Origin of the sequence: Pseudomonas kermanshahensis (assembly GCF_014269205.2) — a bacterium.
GTDB classification, from domain to species: domain Bacteria; phylum Pseudomonadota; class Gammaproteobacteria; order Pseudomonadales; family Pseudomonadaceae; genus Aquipseudomonas; species Aquipseudomonas kermanshahensis.
The window spans coordinates 1,400,932-1,421,227 of record NZ_JABWRY020000001.1 but is presented as its reverse complement, the minus strand read 5'-3'; the positions used below and the strand labels follow the sequence as shown (position 1 = coordinate 1,421,227).

Below are 20,296 nucleotides of genomic sequence, written 5' to 3'. Positions count from 1 at the left end.
GCTGCCCCCTTGCCCCGCCCACATCGGCGCTAGCGGCTGAAGACCGTGTGTGCGAAGTTCACCCGCGGGCGCGGGTGCAGCGCGCTGGCGGGCACGGCAGCTGGCAGGGGCAGCTTGCCGACCAAAAGCGGCGCATCAATGATCGCCATGAACGATTCCAGTGCCTCGTTATCGGGCGCTTGCGGCAGGCTCACGCTCACGGATTGGCGCTCGGTTTGCGGCACCGAAGGCACTTGCAACTGCTGGGAGTGATAAAGCAGGGCGTGCTGGATTTGCGTGCTCACCCGGCAGAAACGCGCCAGGTCGACGCCGACGTGGCTGGCCAGTTCGATGTTGCCAAGCAACAGATGAAAAGGCTGCAAGGCAGATTGCACCAGGCGTTGCAGCTCCTCGAAGCTGTCCACGGGCGCAATCCGGTAATAGCCCAGGCCATTGAGCAACTTTTCCAGCTGCAAGCGCTGGCTGGGGTGCTCGTCGGCGATGAGGATGCGCAGGGTCTTGTTTGCCATTTTCGGACCTGGGCAGTTAGGTAATAAGGGACACTCCCTGACCATACTGCGCCAGTAACGGCAATCGCCAAACTTTGCCTGGCTGGGGTCTACCTAGATAGTTGTCGGGAAACCCGCAGAAATCAAGTCGATGCTTGACGGAATTTTCATTCGTCTTTCACCAGACTTTCAGGATTCCCACTCACGCATGCGCACCCGGCAGTGCTTCATGGCATTGACGATGTGCTTTTCCACCACGCTGCGAGACACCCCCAGGTGCTCGGCAATCTGCTGATGTGACAGGCCATCGAGCTTGCGCAACAGGAAGCAGTCGCGGCAGACCTTGCCCAGTTCATCCAGGGCGCGCTGCATCAGCGCCAGGCGCTGATCGAGCTGCATGTCATGGGTGGGTGCCGGGCTGTGCCAGCGCTCGTCGCTGTCGAGCACCTCCAGTGGCTCGGCCTGGCGAACCTGATGCCGCCGGTGGCGGTCGACCACCAAGTTGAGCGCGGTACGGTACAGAAAGGCACGCGGGTGCTCGATCCGTTCCGCATCGGTGCGCTCCAGCACCCGCAGATAAGCATCGTGCGCAACATCTTCGGCCGCCTGACGACTGCCCAGGCGCGCGGAAAGGAAGCCCACCAGTTCGCGATAGTAATGTTCCACGACGTTACCTGAGAGGGCCCTGCTGCTTTTTCTGAAAGCCATTTCACAAAGCTGTGCAGGACCGAAGTGATGTCAACGTGCGATCTTACAAATTATAATTATTCTCAGCAACACGACATCCTCCTCCCCTGTACGCTAAATCCCGCCCGCTAGCCTTCGTCTATCTGGGACCTCAGTGCGCGCCGCTTCTTGCGCTGCGCGTGGCCTTCACTCCTGGCTGGAAGTCTGCATGCGACGTTTACCCCACACCCGCCGTCGGCTACTGCTCAGTGGCTTGGCCCTGCTGAGCCTGGGCAGTTTGCTGGCCTGGAAGACCCTGCCCTTCGGCGCGCAGCCGATCAGCACAGTCGCCGTCACCCGTGCCGATATCGAAAGCAGCGTGACTGCCCTGGGCACCCTGCAGCCGCGGCGCTACGTCGACGTGGGCGCCCAGGCTTCCGGGCAGATCCACACGCTGCACGTTGAAGCCGGTGACCAGGTACGCAAAGGCCAACTGCTGGTCGAGATCGACCCGTCCACCCAGCAAGCCAGGCTCGATGCCGGGCGTTACTCGATCGACAACCTCAAGGCACAACTGGCCGAGCAACGTGCACAGTTTCAACTGGCCCAGCAGCAGCTCAAGCGCCAGCGTGACCTGGCGGCCGCCGGTGCGACCCGTGACGAAGACGTGCAGACGGCCGCTGCCCAGCTCAAGGTGACTCAGGCCCGCATCGACATGTTCCAGGCGCAGATTCGTCAGGCCCAGGCCAACCTGCGCAGCGACGAGGCGGAACTGGGCTACACGCGCATTTATGCACCCATGGACGGCACCGTGGTAGCGGTCGATGCCCGAGAAGGCCAGACCCTCAATGCCCAACAGCAGACCCCTCTGATCCTGCGCATCGCCAGGCTTTCACCAATGACCGTCTGGGCCCAGGTGTCGGAAGCCGACATCGGCAAGGTCAAGCCCGGCATGACCGCTTACTTCACCACCTTGGCCGGCGGCAAGCGCCGCTGGACCAGCACGGTCCGGCAGATTCTACCGATCCCGCCCAAACCGCTGGACCAGAGCAGCCAGGGCGGCGGCAGCCCGACCAGCGCCACCAATGGCACCACCGGCAGCCAGGTGGTGCAGTACACCGTGCTGCTGGATGTCGACAACCCGGATGGCGCCCTGATGGCCGAGATGACCACGCAGGTGTTCTTTGTCGCCGGCCAGGCCAGCCAAGTGCTGACCGTGCCGCTTGCCGCACTGGACGACAACAATGGCTTGCGCCTCGCCCGGGTACTCAACAGCAAAGGCAAAGTGGAACAGCGCCAGGTCCAGACCGGCCTGAGCGACCGGCTGCGGGTGCAGGTACTTGACGGCCTCAGCGAAGGCGAGCGCCTGGTGATCGGCGCCCCCAGCATCAGCGGAGGTTGAATGACTACGCCCCTGATCGAACTGATCGACATCCGTAAATCCTACGGCGGCGTCGATACCCCCAAGGTCGACATCCTCCAAGGCATCAGCCTGAGCATCCACCCCGGCGAGTTCGTCGCCATTGTCGGCGCCTCCGGCTCCGGCAAATCGACGCTGATGAACATCCTCGGCTGCCTCGACCGGCCAACCGCTGGCAGCTACCACTTTGCGGGCAAGGACGTGGCCGAGCTGGACAGCGACGAACTGGCCTGGTTACGCCGTGAAGCCTTTGGCTTCGTCTTCCAGGGCTACCACCTGATCCCCTCGGGTTCGGCCCAGGAGAACGTCGAGATGCCGGCCATCTATGCCGGTATCGCCGCCAGCGAGCGGCACGCGCGCGCCACCGCCCTGCTCACCCGCCTGGGCCTGGCCAGCCGCACGGGCAACCGCCCGCACCAGTTGTCCGGCGGCCAGCAACAACGCGTATCGATTGCCCGGGCACTGATGAACGGTGGCCACATCATCCTCGCCGACGAACCCACCGGCGCGCTCGACAGCCACAGCGGCACCGAAGTCATGGCGCTGCTCGACGAACTGGCCAGCCAGGGCCATGTGATCATCCTGATTACCCACGACCGCGACGTGGCGGCGCGGGCGCAGCGGGTCATTGAAATCCGCGATGGCCTGATCATCAGCGATTCGGCCGCCGAGCAGCCACCGCCCCCCACACGCAAAGGGCTGCAGGCCGACGACCTGCGCCAGCGCCTGGGCCGCGGCGCCACCCTGCGCGGGGCCTGGAAAGGTGAGCTGGTCGAAGCCTTGCAGGCCGCTTGGCGAGTGATGTGGGTCAACCGTTTTCGCACCGCCCTGACCTTGCTCGGCATCGTCATCGGGGTAGCCTCAGTGGTGGTCATGCTGGCCGTCGGCGAAGGCAGCAAGCGCCAGGTCATGGCGCAAATGGCGGCGTTTGGCTCGAACGTGCTCTACCTCAATGGCAAGCCGGCAACGCTGGGTGAACAGGCCGGCACCATCACCCTCGACGACGTCGCGGCCATCGGCGAGCTGCCCCAGGTCAAGCACGTCATGCCGGTGATCGGCGACAAACTGATGGTGCGCCACGGTAACAACAGCCAGCAGTTTTATGTCGGCGGCAACAACATCTGGTTCCCGGAGATCTTCAACTGGCCGGCGGTCGAGGGCACCTTTTACACCGAGACCGACGAAGCCAGTGCCGCGCCTGTGGCGGTGATCGGCCAGAAGGTGCGGGAAAAGATGCTCGACCCGGGGCGCGACCCGCTGGGGCAATACATCCTGATCGGCAATGTGCCTTTCCAGGTCGTCGGCATTCTCGCCGGTAAAGGCGCCAGTTCCGGCGACCAGGACAGCGACGGGCGCATCGCGGTGCCCTATTCCGCCGCGGCTATCCGCCTGTTCGGCCAGCGCGACCCAGACTACATCGCCGTCGCCGCGCACGACTCCACCCGGGTCAACGAAGCCGAAGTGGCCATCGATCACTTGCTGCGCCAGCGTCACCAGGGCCGTCAGGATTTCGAGCTGACCAACGACGCAGCACTGATCCAGGCCGAGGCACGCACGCAGAACAGCCTGTCGCTGATGCTGGGCGCAATCGCGGCAATTTCGTTGTTGGTGGGTGGCATCGGGGTGATGAACATCATGCTCATGACCGTGCGCGAGCGTACGCGTGAGATTGGCATCCGCATGGCCACGGGCGCGCGCCAGCGCGACATCCTGCGGCAGTTTCTCAGCGAGGCCGTGATGCTGTCGATGGTCGGCGGCGTGGCCGGCATCGTCCTGGCCCTGGCCATCGGCGGCGGCCTGATGCTGGCCGAGGTTGCCGTAGCCTTCGCCCTGCCTGCCATATTCGGCGCGTTCGCCTGCGCTGTCGTCACCGGCATCGTGTTCGGCTTCATGCCGGCCCGCAAAGCCGCCCGACTCGACCCGGTCAAAGCCCTTACCAGCGAATAATCCATGACCTTGCCAAGCCGTATCAGCCTATTGACCTTGTGCCTGAGCCTTGCCGCCTGCAGCACGCCGCCCACGCCTGACAGCGGGATTGCCGCGCCGCACGCCTGGCAAGGCGAGGCCGCGCCGTCATCCACCGAGCTGCCATCAGCACAGTGGTGGCGCGCGTTTGCCAGCAGCGAGCTGGACCGCCTGGTCGAGCGCGCCCGGCTCAACGCTTATGACCTCGCGGCCGCCACGGCGCGTGTGCGCCAGGCCCAGGCCCAGGCCGTCATCGCTGGCGCGCCATTGCTGCCCGAACTGAACCTGGGCCTGGATGGCAGCCGCCAGCGGCTGTTGAAGGGTGAAGGCAACGACCAACTGGACGTCAGCAGCAGCGAACGCACCAGCACCGCGTTCGACCTCAAACTCAGCGCCAGCTACGAGATCGACTTCTGGGGTGGCCTGCGCGCAGCACGGGCCAGCGCCTTGCGCAGCCTCGATGCCAGCCGCTTCGACCGGCAGACGGTCGAGCTGACCTTGGTCAGCGCCGTGGCCGACAGCTACCTGCAAGGCCTGGCCCTGGAAGCGCAACTGAACATCGCCCGGCTCAACCTGCGCAATGCACGTGACGTGCTGGGCCTGGTCGAAGCCCGCCAGCGCACCGGCTCGGCCACACGCCTGGAACTGGCCCAACAGCGCAGCCTGGTGGCTGCCCAGGAGCGGCAAGTGCCGTTGCTCGAACAGCAGTGGCAAGACAGCCGGGTCACCTTGGCGACGCTGCTCGGCGACCCGGTGCAGGCCCTGCCGCCCAGCCGTGAAGCGTTCGATGCGCTGCAGTGGCCGTCCATTGGCAGCGGCGTCCCCAGCGAACTGCTGGCCCGTCGCCCCGACATTGCCGCCGCCGAAGCGCGGCTGGCAGCGGCCAGCGCCAACGTACAGGTGGCCAGGGCGGCGATGCTGCCCAAGCTGACCCTAGGGGCCAACCTGGGCAGTGGCGCCAATACCTTTGCTCATGTGCTCGACAGCTCTTTTTATACCCTCAGCGCCGGGCTGGTCGCGCCGATCTTCAACAACGGCCGGCTGCGCGCTTCTCGCGACCTGGCCGAGGCCGAGCAAGCTGAGTTGCTGGAGACTTACCGGGGCAGCATCCTGGCCGGTTTCGCCGATGTCGAGAAAGCGCTCAATGCGATTCACGGCGTGGAGCGCCAACGCCGGTGGCAGGACGAGGAAGTGCAGGAGGCGCGCCTGGCTTTCGAGCTGGCCCAGCAGCGCTATGGCGCGGGCGCCGAGACCCTGCTCAGCGTGCTTGAAACCCAGCGCACCCTGTACCTGGCCCAGGATCAGCAGGCGCAGCTGCGCTTGGCACGGCTGCAAGGGAGTGTGGCGCTGTACAAGGCGTTGGGGGGTGGGTGGAAGGTTGAGCGGTAGTGTAGGGCGATGGATTTGCTGCGGGTTCGAGATCGAGCGCCGCCCGCGCGGCGCATCGCGAGCAACGCTCGCTCCTACGTTTGTTTCGGGCCAGTTATTCCTGGGACAAATGCGCGCGGCCGCCTTGGCGCATGGCGCGATATCGCGTCGAACAAACAAGGCGTTCGCGCGCGCCTGTCACAGGCGTTATTGGCCGAGAACAAACGTAGGAGCGAGCGTTGCTCGCGATGCGCCGCGCGGGCGGCGCTCGATCTAAAACCCACCGAAAATCCCTCGCCCTACACCCCGATCCCATCCCCCCCTCAAAGCGACCGCTGCGCCACCTTGAGATTGCGCGCATACCAAGGCCGCTGGGGCACCTTCGGTCGCAACTTGTCGAACAGGTCTTCATCGCTGTAGATGATGCGCAAAGCCAGCTTCATCGTCTCCGGGTCCATCTCGACGCTGCGCCCCGGCCGCAAGCCCGGCACCGTCGAGCAACCATGGGTGTCAGGCCCTAGCCAAGGGTCTGCCACTTCGACCCAGCGCCCTGGCGCAAACCAAGGCACGCCATTGATTTCCAGGCGCCGCACCTCGCCGGGGTGAACCCGCTCATGGGCGCGGAACCAGTCCTCGATGCGGTCATCGATCCAGCCATGAAAGTGCCAGAACACGGGGTTTACATGGGATGAAAACGGGTCACCCAGAAAGTCGTTTTCGGCCGCGAACCAACGCGCTGCAAAGTCGTCAGGCGTGCGCGCCGTCGGCACCGGCATGCCGTTGGCCGGGTCACGCGGCACCGAGGCCCAGCGCATGTGCAGCCAGTCATGCAGGCCCAGTTCCACCTCTGAACCGAACTGGCCCAGGGTCAGTGTGCTCAGGTAGTCCGGGTCGCTGTAACGCGACTCCCAGACCTGGAAGTTGCCATGGTAGGTATCCGGGTGCTTGATGTCGCGCACCCACTGGGTGTATTCCGCATCACCACTCGCCAACCAGGTGGGCGGCAAGGCGTTGCCGTCATGGTTGTCCCAATAGCGAGCGAACCCGGCACGGTCGCGCTCAAGCTCCGGCTGTGGCTGCGGAAACCGCGTCCATGAAGGCAGGTCCTGCAAGGCGCGGGCACTGCCAAGCATGTGCCGGTGCATGAAAAAGAAATCCTCACCCGAGCCGTTGCGGTCCTTGTGCCGGCCGCGCGCGTCACGCTCCCGATCACGCGGCCCCGGCTGCCAGCCCAAGCCGCGTAGGGCCGCTTGTTTGTCTTTGTCCAGCTTGTGCCATTTGTCACGCGAGGAATGCCACAACTGGTGGAACAATCGGTGCTCCGGGGTGATCAGCCAGGCCAGCAGTTGCGGGCTTAACGGCGTGCGCTCGCGCGCCTCGGGGAAGGTGTGTTTCAGCGCCAGAAAGTGGTTGTCTTGCACCGGCAACGACAACGCTCGGTCCAGTGGCGCAATGCGCCCGTTGAGGGTCGCGGGCCCGGCATTGCCGAAGCGGCCCCAAACCTCGTCGATGACGATATGGCATTCGTAGCGGGCCTGTACCTCACCTGGCCGGTTCGAGAACAAGCGCCAGCGTAAAGTGCCCGGTTTGTCTGCCAGCAGGTCACCCACCACACGGTAGCGCGGTTGTTCATCGCTGCGTAGGCGCTCGGGGGTATCCAAGTAGCCGCGCAACGCCCGCCCACTGGGCGCAACATCCAGGAACAGCTCCAGCTCGCCTTCAGGCAACCCTTGCAGGCCCGCGTCCTTGCCCTGCAAGGTCCAGCGCCAGATCCCGCGCAAGGTATCACCCAACTGCTGAAGGTGCGTATCAGCCCGTTCGACGACCGCCTCGCCGGGGGTTTCCGGAAACGCCTCGGCGGCCTGCTGGCGCTGTACATACAACGCGCCGGGCACCACCACGCCCGTCAATGCCACTCCGGCGATGAACCCGCGTCGAGAAATCGTCATTGCAACTACCTGTGCATTTATTGCGGCCGTGGAGCACAGCCCGTCCAAGGCTAGAACGTTGTCCACACCGCGAAATTTACCGATGCCGCCGCAGGGGTGCCGCCACGGCTGGGTAAATTTCCACAGGGTGGGCTCGTTCACTCCAGGTAGCGGCGGCCTCTGTGCCCATCCCTCGACGGTGAACCTACTGAGACCAAGATGACGACTCCACGCTGGAAAAAAGCCCTGTTTATCAGCCTGGCCGCGGCCGTGACCGCAGGTGCCGGATTTGCCGCCTGGCACTACTTCACCACGCCGGCCGGCTACTCCAGAGAGGTGGTGCGCCAGGCCAACGACCTGCAGGAACGCATCATCTCGTTCGACAGCCATGTCACCCTGCCGCTGACGTTCGGCACTGAGGGCAGCGAGGCCGACAAGGACGGCAATGGCCGCTTCGACCTGGCCAAGGCCGCCCGCGGGCGGCTGTCTGGCGCCGCGCTGACGATCTTCGCCTGGCCCGAATCGTGGACCGGCGACGATGGCCCGCACCGGCCGACCGCAGGCTTCGTCGAAGCCGCACGCCACACTCAGGAGGTGCGCTACAACGCTATCGACGCCATGGTCCGCGACTTCCCCGAACAGGTCGGTATCGCCTACACCCCGCAAGACATGCGACGCCTGCACGGCGAAGGCAAGTTCGCGGTGTTCCTCAGCATGCTCAATGCCTATGCCCTGGGCGACGATATCGACCAGCTCGACCGCTGGGCCGCCCGCGGCGTGCGCATGTTCGGCTTCAGCTACGTGGGCAACAACAGCTGGGCCGACTCTTCGCGCCCGTTGCCGTTCTTCAATGACACCGCCGATGCTTTGGACGGCCTTTCGCCGGTTGGCAAACGCGCCGTACAGCGGCTTAACGACCTGGGTGTGATCATCGATGTGTCGCAGATGTCGAGCAAGGCACTGGCCCAGGCGGTCAGCCTCAGCCGCGCGCCGGTGGTGGCGTCGCACTCTGCGCCACGCGCCATGGTCGACATTGCCCGCAACCTGTCCGACAAGGAAATGCAACTGATCAAGGACAGCGGCGGCGTGATTCAACTGGTGGCCTTCTCCACCTACCTAAAGCCACTGAGCGTGAAAACCCAGGACAAACTCAACGCCCTGCGCGCCCGCTACGACTTGCCGCCGCTGGCCAACCTCAACTACGCGCTGATGCCGGGTGACCCGGTCATCGCCGGCTGGCCGGAGCAGAAGGTGGGCCAGTACGCCAACGCGTTGTACGGCATCCTCGACGAAGAGCCACCGGCCACGCTCAAGGACTTCGGCGACGCCATCGACTACACGGTGCGCAAGGTCGGCATCGACCATGTGGGGCTGAGCTCGGACTTCAATGAAGGCGGCGGCATCGACGGTTGGCACGACGCAAGCGAAGCGCGCAACGTCACCGCCGAACTGATCACCCGCGGCTATTCCGAGGCCGATATCGCCAAGCTCTGGGGCGGCAACTTCCTGCGGGTATGGGAGCAGGTGCAGCACGCCGCGCAACCCGCCACCACTTCGTCCCGATAACCCTGCGAGCGCCTTCATGAACGACCGCCGTACCTTCCTCAAGCAGGCAAGCCTGCTGGCCGCTGCCCTGCCCCTGGCCAGCCAGTTGTTGCCGGGCGCTCAGGCCGCGCCATTGCCACCCGCTGGCAACGACGCCTGGGCCGCTTTTCGCGGCCTGTTCGACCTGGACCCCGCCTACGCGCACTTCGCCAACTTCCTGATCACGTCACACCCAAAGCCGGTGCGCGAGGCCATCGAGGCCCTGAGTGCGAGCTTCGACCGCCACCCGGCGCGCAGGGTTGACTGGGACAGCCAGGCGGAGTGGAAGCAAGAGGCCGCAGTGCGTGAATGGGCCGGTCGCTACCTTGAGGTAAACCCCCGACAAATCGCCCTGACCGGCAGCACCACGGAAGGCCTGGGCCTGATCTATGGCGGCCTGAAGCTTGCACCTGGGCAGGAAATTCTCACCACCGTGCACGAGCATTCGGCGGCGCGCCAGACGATGAGTTTCCGCACGGCACGCGATGGCACGCCGGTGCGCCGCTTGCGCCTGTTCGAGAACCCGTCACAGGTCAGCACCGACCAGGTACTCGGCACCCTGGCTGCGGCCATCAGCGCCAAGACGCGGGTACTGGGCATGACCTGGGTCCATTCCGGCAGCGGTGTGAAGCTGCCGGTGGGTGAGATTGGCGCGCTGGTGCGCGAGGTCAATCGCCAGCGCGACGAGAAGGACCACATTATTTACGTGATCGACGGGGTACATGGCTTTGGCGTCGAGGACATGCGCTTTGCCGACCTGAACTGCGACTACTTCATCGCCGGCACCCACAAGTGGATGTTCGGGCCACGTGGCACCGGGATCATCTGCGCGGCCTCCACCGAGCTCAAGCAGCTGAACCCGACCATTGCCACGTTTTCCGAGAATGAAGACTTCGCCACCATCATGACCCCAGGCGGCTACCATGCCTTTGAGCACCGCTGGGCGCTGGGCAAGGCCTTCGAGCTGCACCTGCAGCAGGGCAAGGCGAATATCCAGGCGCGTATTCATGGGCTCAACGACTACCTCAAGCAGCGTCTTGAGGCGGTTGAAGCGGTCGAACTGGTGACGCCGCGCAGTGCCCAGTACTCGGCTGGGTTTACCTTTTTCAGGGTCAAGGGCCAGGATGCGGATGACGTGGCCGGGTATCTCAACAGCCAGCGCATTGTCGTCGATGCCGTGTCACGTGATGCTGGGCCGGTGGTGCGTACCGCGCCTGGGCTGCTGAACACCGAGGCCGAGATCGACCGCTTGGTCGATGTGCTGGGGCGGCGGGTGCGTAGTTCGTGACGAATGCTGGGGGCGCTTTGCGCCCCTTTCGCGACGCAAGGCCGCTCCTACAGGCTGAGGATAGCGCTGAACGTGTAGGAGCGGCCTTGCGTCGCGAAAGGGCCGCAAAGCGGCCCCAGTGCCCCCAAACTAACCCCCAACCTTCTGCAGCCAGCCCCCCACATCCTGATAAATCTCCCCCACCTGCCCCACGATCCCGGACATGCGCAAGAAGTCATGGGTCAGCCCCTCGACCCGGGCAAACGTCACCTCGGTACCCCCCGCCACCAGCCAGTCACGGTAGGCAAGCCCTTCGTCATGCAACGGATCGTACTCGGCCACGAACAGGTACGCCGGCGCCAATGACTCACGCACCGTCGACAGCAAGGGCGACACACGCCAGTCCAGACGCTGCTCCGCCTGCGGCGCATAGTGCTGGTAGAACCACTCCAGGGTAGGCGTTTCCAGCAGGTACCCCTCGGCATGCTCGCGGTGAGAGTTGCGCTGGCAGGAAATGTCTGTCACCGGGTAGAACAGCAACTGCGCCAGCGGCTTGAACGCCAGCGCTTCGGGCTGCTCGACGGCCGTGATGGCCAGCACGGCGGCCAGGCTGGCACCGACGCTGTCCCCAGCCACAACCACCCGACGGTTGTCCAAGCCCAACGCCCCAGCCTGCTCGGCCAGCCAGTTGGCGGCATCCAGCACATCGTGCAGCGCTACCGGAAACTGCTGCTCCGGCGCCAATCGGTAGTCCGGCGCCAGCACCGCGAACTCACCCATGGCTGCCAGGCGGCGGCACACCGAGTCATGCGAGTCGAGGCTGCCTACCACATAGCCACCACCGTGCAGGTAGAAGATCACCGGCTGCAAGGCATCGCCTGCGTCACCCGCGCGGTACAGCCGCGCTGGCAGGCTGGCGCCATCGCGCGCCGGGACCTGCAGCTCGCTCACCGCCACGCTGCCGGGCGGGCTTGGGTCGAGCACTTGCGAACTGCCCTCGAACTCGGCCCGGGCCTGGGCCACGTCCATCGCGTGCATGGGCAGGCTTCTGCCCGTCAACCGGCCAAATTCGACCAGCTCCAGAAATCCCGCCAGATCAGGGTGCAATGCCATGTCGGATCCTTGCTTGAACAATATGACTGCTGTCCCTACGGGACGTAGAAGGCGCACCGAAAATTAGCTGTAAGCGCCGCTAAATCGATGGCGGACACACTCGTTATCCCTGCACAACGAAATCCCATCAGAGGCTAACCGTGGACCTTCAGAGCATCCTCAGCAAACTGTTCGCCAACGCCCATGCCGTCGGCATCGAAGGCGTGTTCCAGTTCGTCTTCGGCCCGGACCGTGCCTTCTGGTCGGAAGTGCGCGACACCAGCCGCACCGGCGCAGGCCGGCACAGCACCCCGGATGTCACCATCGAGGTGGCCGAGCGCGACTTCCTCGGCATCATGGGCGGCACGGCCAACGTCGAGGAGCTGTTCGCCAGCGCACGCCTGAAGATCACCGGCAACATGGGCCTGGCCACCTTGCTGCCGCAAATCATCAACAACGCCCGCAAAGGCGCCGCAGCGACCAAGGTGGCGATGAACCAGCGCTACCCAACGCCGCCACGCCTCAGCGAGCGGGTCTCGGCCGCGCTGCCGGTGCAGCGCGAGGTGCAGCGCATTGCCCGGGCAGACATGCCTCTGCAACGGTTTCAAAGCGACTACCTGGCGCACGGCATACCGGTGGTGCTCAGCGATGCCCTGCAGGACTGGCCACTGTTCACCATGGGCCGCGAAGCGTCACTTGAGCATTTCGCCGAACTGCAAGGCATTACCCGGCACGGTGACTACGTCAAGAAAACCTTCTCTACCGACCGCGACTTCCGCTCGACCTCCATGGCCGATTTCATCGCCTCGCTGGACACCCCGGCCAAGCCTGGCGAAACGCCGGCCTACATGGGCAACAACATCGTCCCGGAAAAACTCCTGACCCTGATCCGCTTTCCGGACTACTTCGAGCGCCAGCGCTTCATCTCGCCACGCATCTGGATCGGCCCAAAGGGCACCCTGACGCCCCTGCACCGCGACGACACCGACAACCTGTTCGCGCAGGTGTGGGGGCAGAAGTCGTTCATCCTGGCTGCGCCCCACCACCGTGCGGCACTGGGCACCTGGTCGACCAGCCCCAAGGGCGGCCTGGACGGCTGCGATTTCAACCCCGACGCACCGGACTACCAGCGCTTCCCAGCCGCGCGTGACGTGCCGTTCCTGCGCGTGGTGCTGCAGGCCGGTGACCTGTTGTTCCTGCCTGAAGGGTGGTTCCACCAGGTGCAGTCGGTGTCCACGTCGTTGTCGGTGAACTTCTGGGTGAATTCCGGGCGCGGCTGGTAGCCGCCTGTGCGGGGTTAATTTGCAGTGGCGTCGGCTCGTTCCTTGAGAAACCGCTTGCAAGAGGACTCCCGCATGCCCCCCTCAAAAGGTCTGAGCCTGCGCAGTTACCTGTGGGAGCTGGCTTGCCGGCGATTGGGCCGCAGAGCGGCCCCGGAAATGATCAGACAGCTGCCCTGAGGGCTTCGGCAAACCGCTGCGCCACGTCGTCGATCTGCTCGCCACTGATGATCAACGGCGGCAGGAAGCGCACCACCGCGCCATGGCGCCCACCCAGCTCCAGGATCAGGCCACGCTTGAGGCACTCACGCTGCACCTTCGGCGCAAGCTCACGGTTGGCCACAGGGTGACCTAGGGCATCGCGCTGACCTTGCGGGTCGACCAGCTCCACCCCAAGCATCAGCCCACGCCCACGGATATCACCCAGTTGCGGGTAATCCCGCTGCAGGTGAAGCAAATGCTGGCGCAGGCGCTGGCCCATGGCCTCGGCATGCTCGGCCAGGCGATGTTCGACCAGGTAATTAATCACTGCAGAACCTGCGGCCATAGCCATCTGGTTGCCACGGAAGGTGCCGGCATGGGCGCCCGGCTTCCAGGTGTCCAGCCAGTCGCGGTACACCACCACTGCCAGCGGCAGGCTGCCGCCAATTGCCTTGGACAAGGTCACCACGTCCGGCACGATACCGGCATGCTCGAAGGCGAACATCCGCCCGGTGCGGGCGAAGCCGCTCTGGATCTCGTCGACGATCAGCGCCACCCCCGCTTGCTCGGTGATCCGCCGCACGCCCTTGAGCCACTCGATATCGGCCGGGATCACCCCGCCTTCGCCCTGCACCACCTCTAGAATCACTGCAGCCGGCAGCGGCACACCGCTTTCAGGGTCGAGCAGCAGGTTTTCCAGGTAATGCAGGTTAGCCTTCACCCCCGCTTCGCCACCCAGGCCGAACGGGCAACGGTAGTCGTACGGGTACGGCATGAACTGCACACCGTTGCCCAATAAGGCACCCAACGGCTGCTTGGGCCCGTGGCTGCCCATCAGGCTCAGCGCACCTTGGCTCATGCCATGGTAGGCACCTTGGAAGGCCAGCACCGTGCTGCGCCCCGTGGCGCCGCGCACCAGTTTCAGCGCCGCCTCAACGGCATCGGTCCCGGTCGGGCCGCAGAACTGGACCTTGGCTTCCCGGCGCAGCGCCTCGGGCAGCACGCCGAACAGATCCTGAACAAAGCGGTCCTTGACCGGCGTGGTCAGGTCGAGGGTGTGCAGCGGCAGTTCGTCGGCCAGTACACGCTGGATCGCCTCGATCACCACCGGGTGGTTATGGCCCAGGGCCAAGGTGCCGGCACCGGCGAGGCAGTCGATGAACTGACGGCCTTCGACATCTTCGACATGGATGCCACGGGCGCGCTTGAGCGCCAACGGGATGCGCCGCGGGTAGCTGCGGGCGTTGGATTCCTGTTGCTGCTGGCGTTGCAGCAAGGGCGAATCGGTGAACGCGTACAGGGGTTGCGGCGCACTGGCCGGCAAGACCTGGGCAAAGCTGGAAGCGGTCGACATGGGTAGATCCTCGCAAGCAAGCGAAAGTGCCCCGCCACGCCCCTGTAAGCAGATGTGTGCGGGTAGTTGTCGCTTGGAGAACGCTTCAGCGCAAGGAGGATTTAGCGGTTGTTGTGGGATTTTTACAGCCTGGGCCGGCCAATAGGCCGGCCCAGGCCAGCAGATCAACGCTCCGAACGCGCCGGTACCTGCAACAGCACCCGCAAGCCATCGCTACGGCTGTCGAAACGCAGGCTGCCGGCACAGCGCTGGACGATTGCCTGGACGATCGCCAAGCCCAAGCCACACCCGCCACTCTGGCCGTTGCGCCAGAAACGCTCGGTCAGGTGCTGCAGGTCCGCTTCGGCAATGCCGGGCCCGTGGTCGCGCACCATGAACCCCACCTGGCCGTCAGTCATCTGCACCTCCAGCTCCACCGCGCTTTCGCCACCATGGCGCAGGGCGTTGTCCAGCAGGTTGCGCAAGGCCGCAACTGCCAGCGGCGCGGGCATGCCCAGGTAGATTTGCGTGGCCTCCTCGGGCAGGCGCAATACGATGCGACGGTTATCGCCACCGCCGGCATCCTGCACCGCCTGGCGGGCGACCTGCTCGGCGCTGCACTGCACGCCATCCTCGAACGACAGGCTGCCTTCCACACGCGCCAGCATCAGCAGTTGCTCAAGCGTGCGGTGCATGCGGTCGGTACCTTGCTCGGCATGCTCCAATGCCTGTTCACGCACCGCGCCGTCGGTCATCCGCGCTACCTGCAGGTGAGTCTTGATCGCCGTCAGCGGGCTGCGCAGCTCGTGGGCGGCGTCATCGGTCAGGCGCCGTTCGCGCTCGATGGTCTGGGCGATCCGCAGGAACAACTGGTTCTGCGTGTCCAACAGCGGCTGCAGCTCGCTGGGCAGGCCCGACACCTGCAGGGGCTCGACGCTGTCGGCGCGCCTTCGACGCAAGGCGTCGCGCATCCGGTTGAGCGGCTCCAGGCCCTTGCCCAAGCCGATCCACAACAGGCCGAGGCTGCCGAGCAATGCCATCAGCACCGGCGCCGAGGCGGCCAGCAGGATCGACTGGTTGAGGGCCTCGCGCTCCATGTGGCGGTCGGCGGTGGTGATGCGCACATCGCCGTGGTTGTAGGTGAACGTACGCCACAACGCGCCGTCGATGGTCTGGTCACGGAAGCCGCTGCGCTGGTCATCCATGGCGCCATCATGCTTGTGGTTGCTGGCCAGGATCTCGCCGCGCAGCGAGCTTACCTGGCACGCCATGCCATCCGGCACGCTGAACTGGTCGGCGGAAAAATGCGCGTCCTCGCCCTTGGCCGCCAGCGGCTGCGGCAACTGGTCGATCAACCCGGCCACCATGCGTGCCGAAGCCACGAGGCGCTGGTCGAGGGAGAACATCATCTGCTGGCGCAAGTCGCGCAGCATCCACGCGGCAGCCAGTACCCAGATAATCACGAAGGCGCTGCCCAGGATCAGGCTCAGGCGTACCCGCAGGCTCATGAAGCAGCCTCTTCCGGTGCTTGCGCCGGGCCAAGCCGGTAGCCCAGGCCGCGCACGGTCTCGACGATACCATTGCCAAGCTTGCGGCGCAGGTGGTGGATATGCACGTTGAGGGCGTTGCTTTCGACCTCGTCGCTGAAGCCGTACACGCAGTCCTTCAACTGCTCGCTGGACAGCACCCGCCCAGGGTTCTGCAGCAATGCCTGGAGCAGCGCCTGCTCACGACGGGACAGATCGACCGGCTGCCCGGCCAGGAAGGCTTCGCAGCTGCTAGGGTCGTAACGCAGCGGCCCATGCTCGATGACATTCACCGCGCGCCCGGCCACCCGGCGCAGCAGGGTGTGCAGGCGCGCTGCCAGCTCGCGCAGGTCGAACGGCTTGAGCAGGTAGTCGTCGGCACCGGCTTGCAAGCCATCGACCCGGTCGGTGACCGCATCGCGGGCGGTGAGCACCAGCACAGGCAGGGTCTCGCCCTGCTGACGCAAGCGCCGCAACAGCTTCAGGCCATCCTCGTCGGGCAGGCCGAGGTCGAGGATCATCACATCGAACTGCGCGGCCTGGAGCATCGCCCGCGCACCTGCGGCATTGGCTACCCGGTCCACGGTCAGGCCCTGGGCGGTGAGGCCGGCGCAGATGCCGCTGGCGATCAGGTCATCGTCCTCGCAGAGCAGAACGTGCATGGTGGGGGCTCCGGGGTAAGTGAGGCAGATACTGCACCACGGGTGGATTAAGTGGGGATTATGGACCTTGAGCGTGCGTTTAGGGGGGATGTAGGACCGGGTTAACCTTGGGTTAATCGACCCAGGCCAGCATGGCCCACTTCATCGTATAGCCAAGGCGAAGACATGCGCGCCCTCTTTCTGTTCCTGGCCCTCCTGCTGGCCGGCCCCCTGCAAGCCAACCCGTTCGAGGTCAAATCCGACTTCCTGCCGGTCGACCAGGCCTTTGTCCTGAGCCACGACCGCCAGCCCGACGGCCAGATGCGCCTGTTCTTCCAGATCAAGCAAGGCTACTACCTGTACCAGAAGCGCCTGAAGTTCGACGGCCTGAGCCCCGAGCAGCAGCCACAGCTGCCCCCCGCGCTCAACCACCATGACGAATTTTTCGGCGACAGCGCGGTGTACCGCGACCAGCTCGAACTGCTGATCCCGGCCAGTGCGCAAGGCCAACTGCGCCTGGGCTGGCAAGGCTGTGCCGACGCCGGCCTGTGCTACCCACCGCAGACCACCGCCATCGACTTGGGCGGCAGCGTGGCCCCCGCCGCCGATCAGGCCAGCGACCAGGCCCTGGCCAGCAACCTGCAACAGGGCAACCTGGCCTGGGGCCTGCTGGCCTTCTTTGGCCTCGGCTTGCTGCTGGCCTTTACCCCCTGCTCGCTGCCGATGCTGCCGATCCTTGCCGGGCTGGTGCTGGGCAATGGCGCCAGCGCCCGGCGCGGCTGGCTGCTGGCCGGGGTCTACGTGCTGAGCATGGCCTTGGTGTACGCCGCCCTGGGGGTGGTGGCCGCGCTGCTCGGCGCCAGCCTGCAGGCCTGGTTGCAGCAACCCTGGCTGCTGGGCAGCCTGGCGGTACTGTTCGTGTTGCTGGCGCTGCCGATGTTCGGCGCTTTCGAGCTGCAGTTGCCCGCTGCCTTGCGCGATCGCCTCGACCGCGCCGGCCAAGGCACCCGTGGCGGCAACCTGTACGGCGCGGCGTTGCTCGGGGCGCTTTCCGGCTTGCTGCTCGGCCCGTGCATGACCGCACCGCTGGCTGGCGCGCTGCTGTATATCGCCCAGAGCGGTGACGTGCTGCAGGGTGCGCTGGTGCTGTTCAGCCTGGGCCTGGGCATGGGCGTGCCGCTGCTGTTGCTGGTGACCCTGGGCAATCGCTACCTGCCACGCCCCGGCGCATGGATGAATCGGGTCAAGGGCGTGTTTGGCTTCGTGTTCCTGGCCATGGCCTTGTATACCGTGCGCAGCCTGCTGCCAGACAGCCTGCTGCTGGCTCTGAGCGGTGCCTGGCTGATCGCCCTCGCCTGGGCCGCGTGGCCGGCACTGCAGCGGTTACCAGCACTTCGCGCGGTGCCGTTGCTGGGCGCGCTCTGGGGTGCCCTGTTGCTGGTCGGCGCGGCCGCCGGGGGGGATGACCTCTGGCAACCCCTGCGACCGTTCGCAGGGGGTGCCGCGCCTGCGGCCGGGCAGCACGCCGAGGATGCCTTCGTCACCGTCAACCGCCCCGAGGACCTGCAACGCGAGCTTGCGGCTGCCAAAGCCCGTGGCCAGTGGGTGATGGTCGACTACTATGCCGACTGGTGCGTGTCGTGCAAGGTCATGGAAAAAAACGTCTTCACCCGCGCCGACGTGCAAGCCAGCCTGGCCGGCGTGCACCTGCTGCGCCTGGACGTGACCGCCGACACCCCGGCGAGCAAGGCATTGCTGCAACGCTACCAGGTACCCGGCCCGCCCAGCATCATCTGGGTCGGCCCGGAAGGCGACGAACGCCGCGCGCGGCGCATCACCGGTGAAGTGGATGCCGCCGCGTTCCTGCAACACTGGACCCAGACCAGGAGCCAAGGCTGATGCTGACCGTAACCCTCGGGCCACTGACCATGGCCCTCAACCACCTGCTGATGCTCACCGCCCTGGTGATCGCCAGCGTGGTCGGCTGGTGGGTCGCCCGACGCGGTGGCGAAAGCCCGGAGTCGGCCCTGTTCAACCTGTTTCTGATCGGGGTGCTGTGCGCGCGGCTGGGCTTCGTCGTGGCCTATTGGCCGATGTACCAGGATGACCTGGTGCAGGTCATCGACATCCGCGACGGCGGCTTCCTGTTCTGGTCTGGCCTTGCCGGCATCGTGCTGGCCGCACTCTGGCAAGGCTGGCGTCAACCAGGCCTGCGCCGCCCGCTGGGCTGGGCATTGTTCAGCGGCGCGCTGTTCTGGGGCCTGAGCAGCCTGGGCAGCCACCTGTACAGCAAAGGCACCGAGTTGCCTGAGTTGAGCCTGCGCAACGCTGGCGGGCAGCCCGTGGCGTTGCACAGCTACCGCGGCAAGCCACTGGTCATCAACATCTGGGCCACCTGGTGCCCGCCGTGCCGGCGTGAAATGCCGGTGCTGCAACAGGCCCAGGGCGACTATCCCCACGTGACTTTCTTGTTCGTCAACCAAGGTGAAACACCCGAGAACGTCAGCACCTTCCTCGCCACCACTGGCTTGAGCCTGACCCACGTGCTGTTCGACGGCGCCGGGCAACTGGCCCAGCGCGTCGGCTCGATGGCCCTGCCCACCACGCTGTTCTACGACAGTGATGGGCGGCTGATCGGCAGCCACCTTGGCGAGCTGTCCCGGGCCAGCCTGCGCCATGCCTTGGAACCTTTCGACCGGGCCACCGCGCCCACCCCTGCCGCACAAGGAAACTGACATGCGATTGACTGCACTGCTGCCCCTGTCCCTGGCCCTGCTGGCCGCCCCGCCCTTGCACGCCGAAGACGCGCTGCCCAAGGCGATCCAGCAACTGCAAGCCAAGGGCGCCGTGATCAAGGGCAGCTTCGACGCCCCCGACGGCCTGCGCGGCTACGCCGCCGAATACCAGAACAACGGCATCGCCCTGTACCTGACGCCTGATGGCAAGCATGTGCTGGTCGGCAGCCTGTTCAACGAACAAGGCCAAGACCTCAGCGCCGCACCGCTGGACAAGCTGGTGTATGGGCCGATGAGCAAGGAAATCTGGGCGAAGATGGAGAAAACCGCCTGGATCGCCGACGGCAAGGCCGACGCGCCGCGCAAGGTGTACCTGTTCAGCGACCCCAACTGCCCGTACTGCAACATGTTCTGGGAACAGGCGCGGCCGTGGGTCGAGTCGGGCAAGGTGCAGCTGCGCCACATCATGGTTGGCATCATTCGCGAGGACAGCCCCGCCAAGTCGGCAGCATTGCTGGCGGCAAAAGACCCGGCCAAAGCATTGGCAGAGCACGAGAAGGCCGGCAAGGCCAGTACGCTCAAGCCGCTGGAGAAGGTGCCAGAGGCCGTGCAGCAGAAGCTGGCGGCGAACATGGCGTTGATGGAAGAAATGGGGCTGCAGGCGACCCCGGCGATTTTCTATCAGGATGAGCAGGGTAACTTGCAGAGCCAGCAAGGGGCGCCGCGGCCGGAGATGCTGGGGAAGATTTTGGGTAAGCGCTAGCGCATGTGTTGAGTTTTGCAGTGGGGCAGAAATCGAGCG

Annotated in this window: 16 protein-coding genes; 9 read left to right on the top strand and 7 right to left on the bottom strand. The window is 65.4% G+C overall.

Going from position 1 to position 20,296, the window contains the following annotated elements:
* Positions 1-29: 29 nt before the first annotated feature.
* Together HU764_RS06565 and HU764_RS06560 are read right to left on the bottom strand one after the other, a co-directional pair.
* On the bottom strand, positions 30-509 hold the full coding sequence (locus HU764_RS06565) for a response regulator (RefSeq protein WP_027592892.1): 480 nt from the start codon (positions 507-509) through the stop codon (positions 30-32).
* A 168-nt stretch (positions 510-677) separates the two neighbouring features.
* Entirely contained in the window at positions 678-1,154 is a 477-nt protein-coding gene (locus tag HU764_RS06560; protein ID WP_027592893.1) for a sigma-70 family RNA polymerase sigma factor, read from the bottom strand.
* Between the two features lie 229 nt (positions 1,155-1,383).
* Between HU764_RS06560 and HU764_RS06555 the strand changes: the two genes are divergently transcribed.
* The 3 genes from HU764_RS06555 to HU764_RS06545 are packed head-to-tail and all read left to right on the top strand — an operon-like array spanning position 1,384 to position 5,928.
* Positions 1,384-2,556, top strand: a complete 1,173-nt coding sequence (locus HU764_RS06555; RefSeq protein ID WP_186703927.1) for an efflux RND transporter periplasmic adaptor subunit — start codon at positions 1,384-1,386, stop codon at positions 2,554-2,556.
* Complete coding sequence (locus tag HU764_RS06550) at positions 2,557-4,521, top strand: MacB family efflux pump subunit (protein WP_186703928.1); 1,965 nt, start codon at positions 2,557-2,559, stop codon at positions 4,519-4,521.
* A gap of 3 nt (positions 4,522-4,524) precedes the next feature.
* Positions 4,525-5,928 carry an efflux transporter outer membrane subunit gene (locus tag HU764_RS06545; protein WP_186703929.1) on the top strand — a complete coding sequence of 468 codons (1,404 nt, stop codon included), beginning with the start codon at positions 4,525-4,527 and terminating at the stop codon, positions 5,926-5,928.
* Positions 5,929-6,230: 302 nt separating this feature from the next.
* On the opposite strand, the gene pvdP is transcribed toward HU764_RS06545, so the two are convergent.
* Positions 6,231-7,856 carry a pyoverdine maturation tyrosinase PvdP gene (gene pvdP / locus HU764_RS06540; protein ID WP_186682520.1) on the bottom strand — a complete coding sequence of 542 codons (1,626 nt, stop codon included), beginning with the start codon at positions 7,854-7,856 and terminating at the stop codon, positions 6,231-6,233.
* Between the two features lie 198 nt (positions 7,857-8,054).
* Here pvdP and pvdM point away from each other — a divergent pair, with 198 nt between their 5' ends.
* Both pvdM and pvdN read left to right on the top strand, forming a co-directional pair.
* Entirely contained in the window at positions 8,055-9,401 is a 1,347-nt protein-coding gene (gene pvdM, locus HU764_RS06535; protein ID WP_186703930.1) for a pyoverdine-tailoring dipeptidase-like protein PvdM, read from the top strand.
* A 16-nt stretch (positions 9,402-9,417) separates the two neighbouring features.
* Positions 9,418-10,707, top strand: coding sequence for a pyoverdine-tailoring periplasmic protein PvdN (pvdN, locus tag HU764_RS06530; protein ID WP_186703931.1), 1,290 nt, complete (start codon positions 9,418-9,420; stop codon positions 10,705-10,707).
* A gap of 129 nt (positions 10,708-10,836) precedes the next feature.
* Here pvdN and HU764_RS06525 read toward each other — a convergent pair whose 3' ends face one another.
* The gene (locus tag HU764_RS06525; protein ID WP_186703932.1) at positions 10,837-11,799 is read right to left on the bottom strand and encodes an alpha/beta hydrolase; all 963 of its coding nucleotides are present in this window, start codon (positions 11,797-11,799) and stop codon (positions 10,837-10,839) included.
* A 140-nt stretch (positions 11,800-11,939) separates the two neighbouring features.
* Between HU764_RS06525 and HU764_RS06520 the strand changes: the two genes are divergently transcribed.
* Positions 11,940-13,061, top strand: coding sequence for a cupin-like domain-containing protein (locus HU764_RS06520; protein WP_186703933.1), 1,122 nt, complete (start codon positions 11,940-11,942; stop codon positions 13,059-13,061).
* Positions 13,062-13,221: 160 nt separating this feature from the next.
* Here the strand turns inward: HU764_RS06520 and HU764_RS06515 are convergent, their stop codons facing one another.
* From HU764_RS06515 to HU764_RS06505, 3 genes are all read right to left on the bottom strand, one after another.
* Positions 13,222-14,613, bottom strand: a complete 1,392-nt coding sequence (locus HU764_RS06515; RefSeq protein ID WP_027592902.1) for an aspartate aminotransferase family protein — start codon at positions 14,611-14,613, stop codon at positions 13,222-13,224.
* 164 nt (positions 14,614-14,777) lie between these two features.
* Positions 14,778-16,100, bottom strand: a complete 1,323-nt coding sequence (locus HU764_RS06510) for an ATP-binding protein (protein WP_186703934.1) — start codon at positions 16,098-16,100, stop codon at positions 14,778-14,780.
* Positions 16,097-16,780: a response regulator gene (locus tag HU764_RS06505; RefSeq protein WP_027592904.1), complete on the bottom strand. Its 684-nt coding sequence runs from the start codon at positions 16,778-16,780 to the stop codon at positions 16,097-16,099. Before HU764_RS06505 ends, HU764_RS06510 begins: the two co-directional genes overlap by 4 nt.
* Positions 16,781-16,945: 165 nt before the next feature.
* Between HU764_RS06505 and dsbD the strand changes: the two genes are divergently transcribed.
* From dsbD to dsbG, 3 genes are read left to right on the top strand one after another with little or no spacing between them, the layout of a single operon-like run.
* Positions 16,946-18,658: a protein-disulfide reductase DsbD gene (dsbD, locus tag HU764_RS06500; RefSeq protein WP_186703935.1), complete on the top strand. Its 1,713-nt coding sequence runs from the start codon at positions 16,946-16,948 to the stop codon at positions 18,656-18,658.
* Entirely contained in the window at positions 18,658-19,494 is an 837-nt protein-coding gene (locus HU764_RS06495; RefSeq protein WP_027592906.1) for a TlpA family protein disulfide reductase, read from the top strand. Before dsbD ends, HU764_RS06495 begins: the two co-directional genes overlap by 1 nt.
* Before the next feature lies 1 nt (position 19,495).
* Positions 19,496-20,257, top strand: coding sequence for a thiol:disulfide interchange protein DsbG (gene dsbG, locus HU764_RS06490; RefSeq protein ID WP_186703936.1), 762 nt, complete (start codon positions 19,496-19,498; stop codon positions 20,255-20,257).
* Positions 20,258-20,296 lie beyond the last annotated feature (39 nt).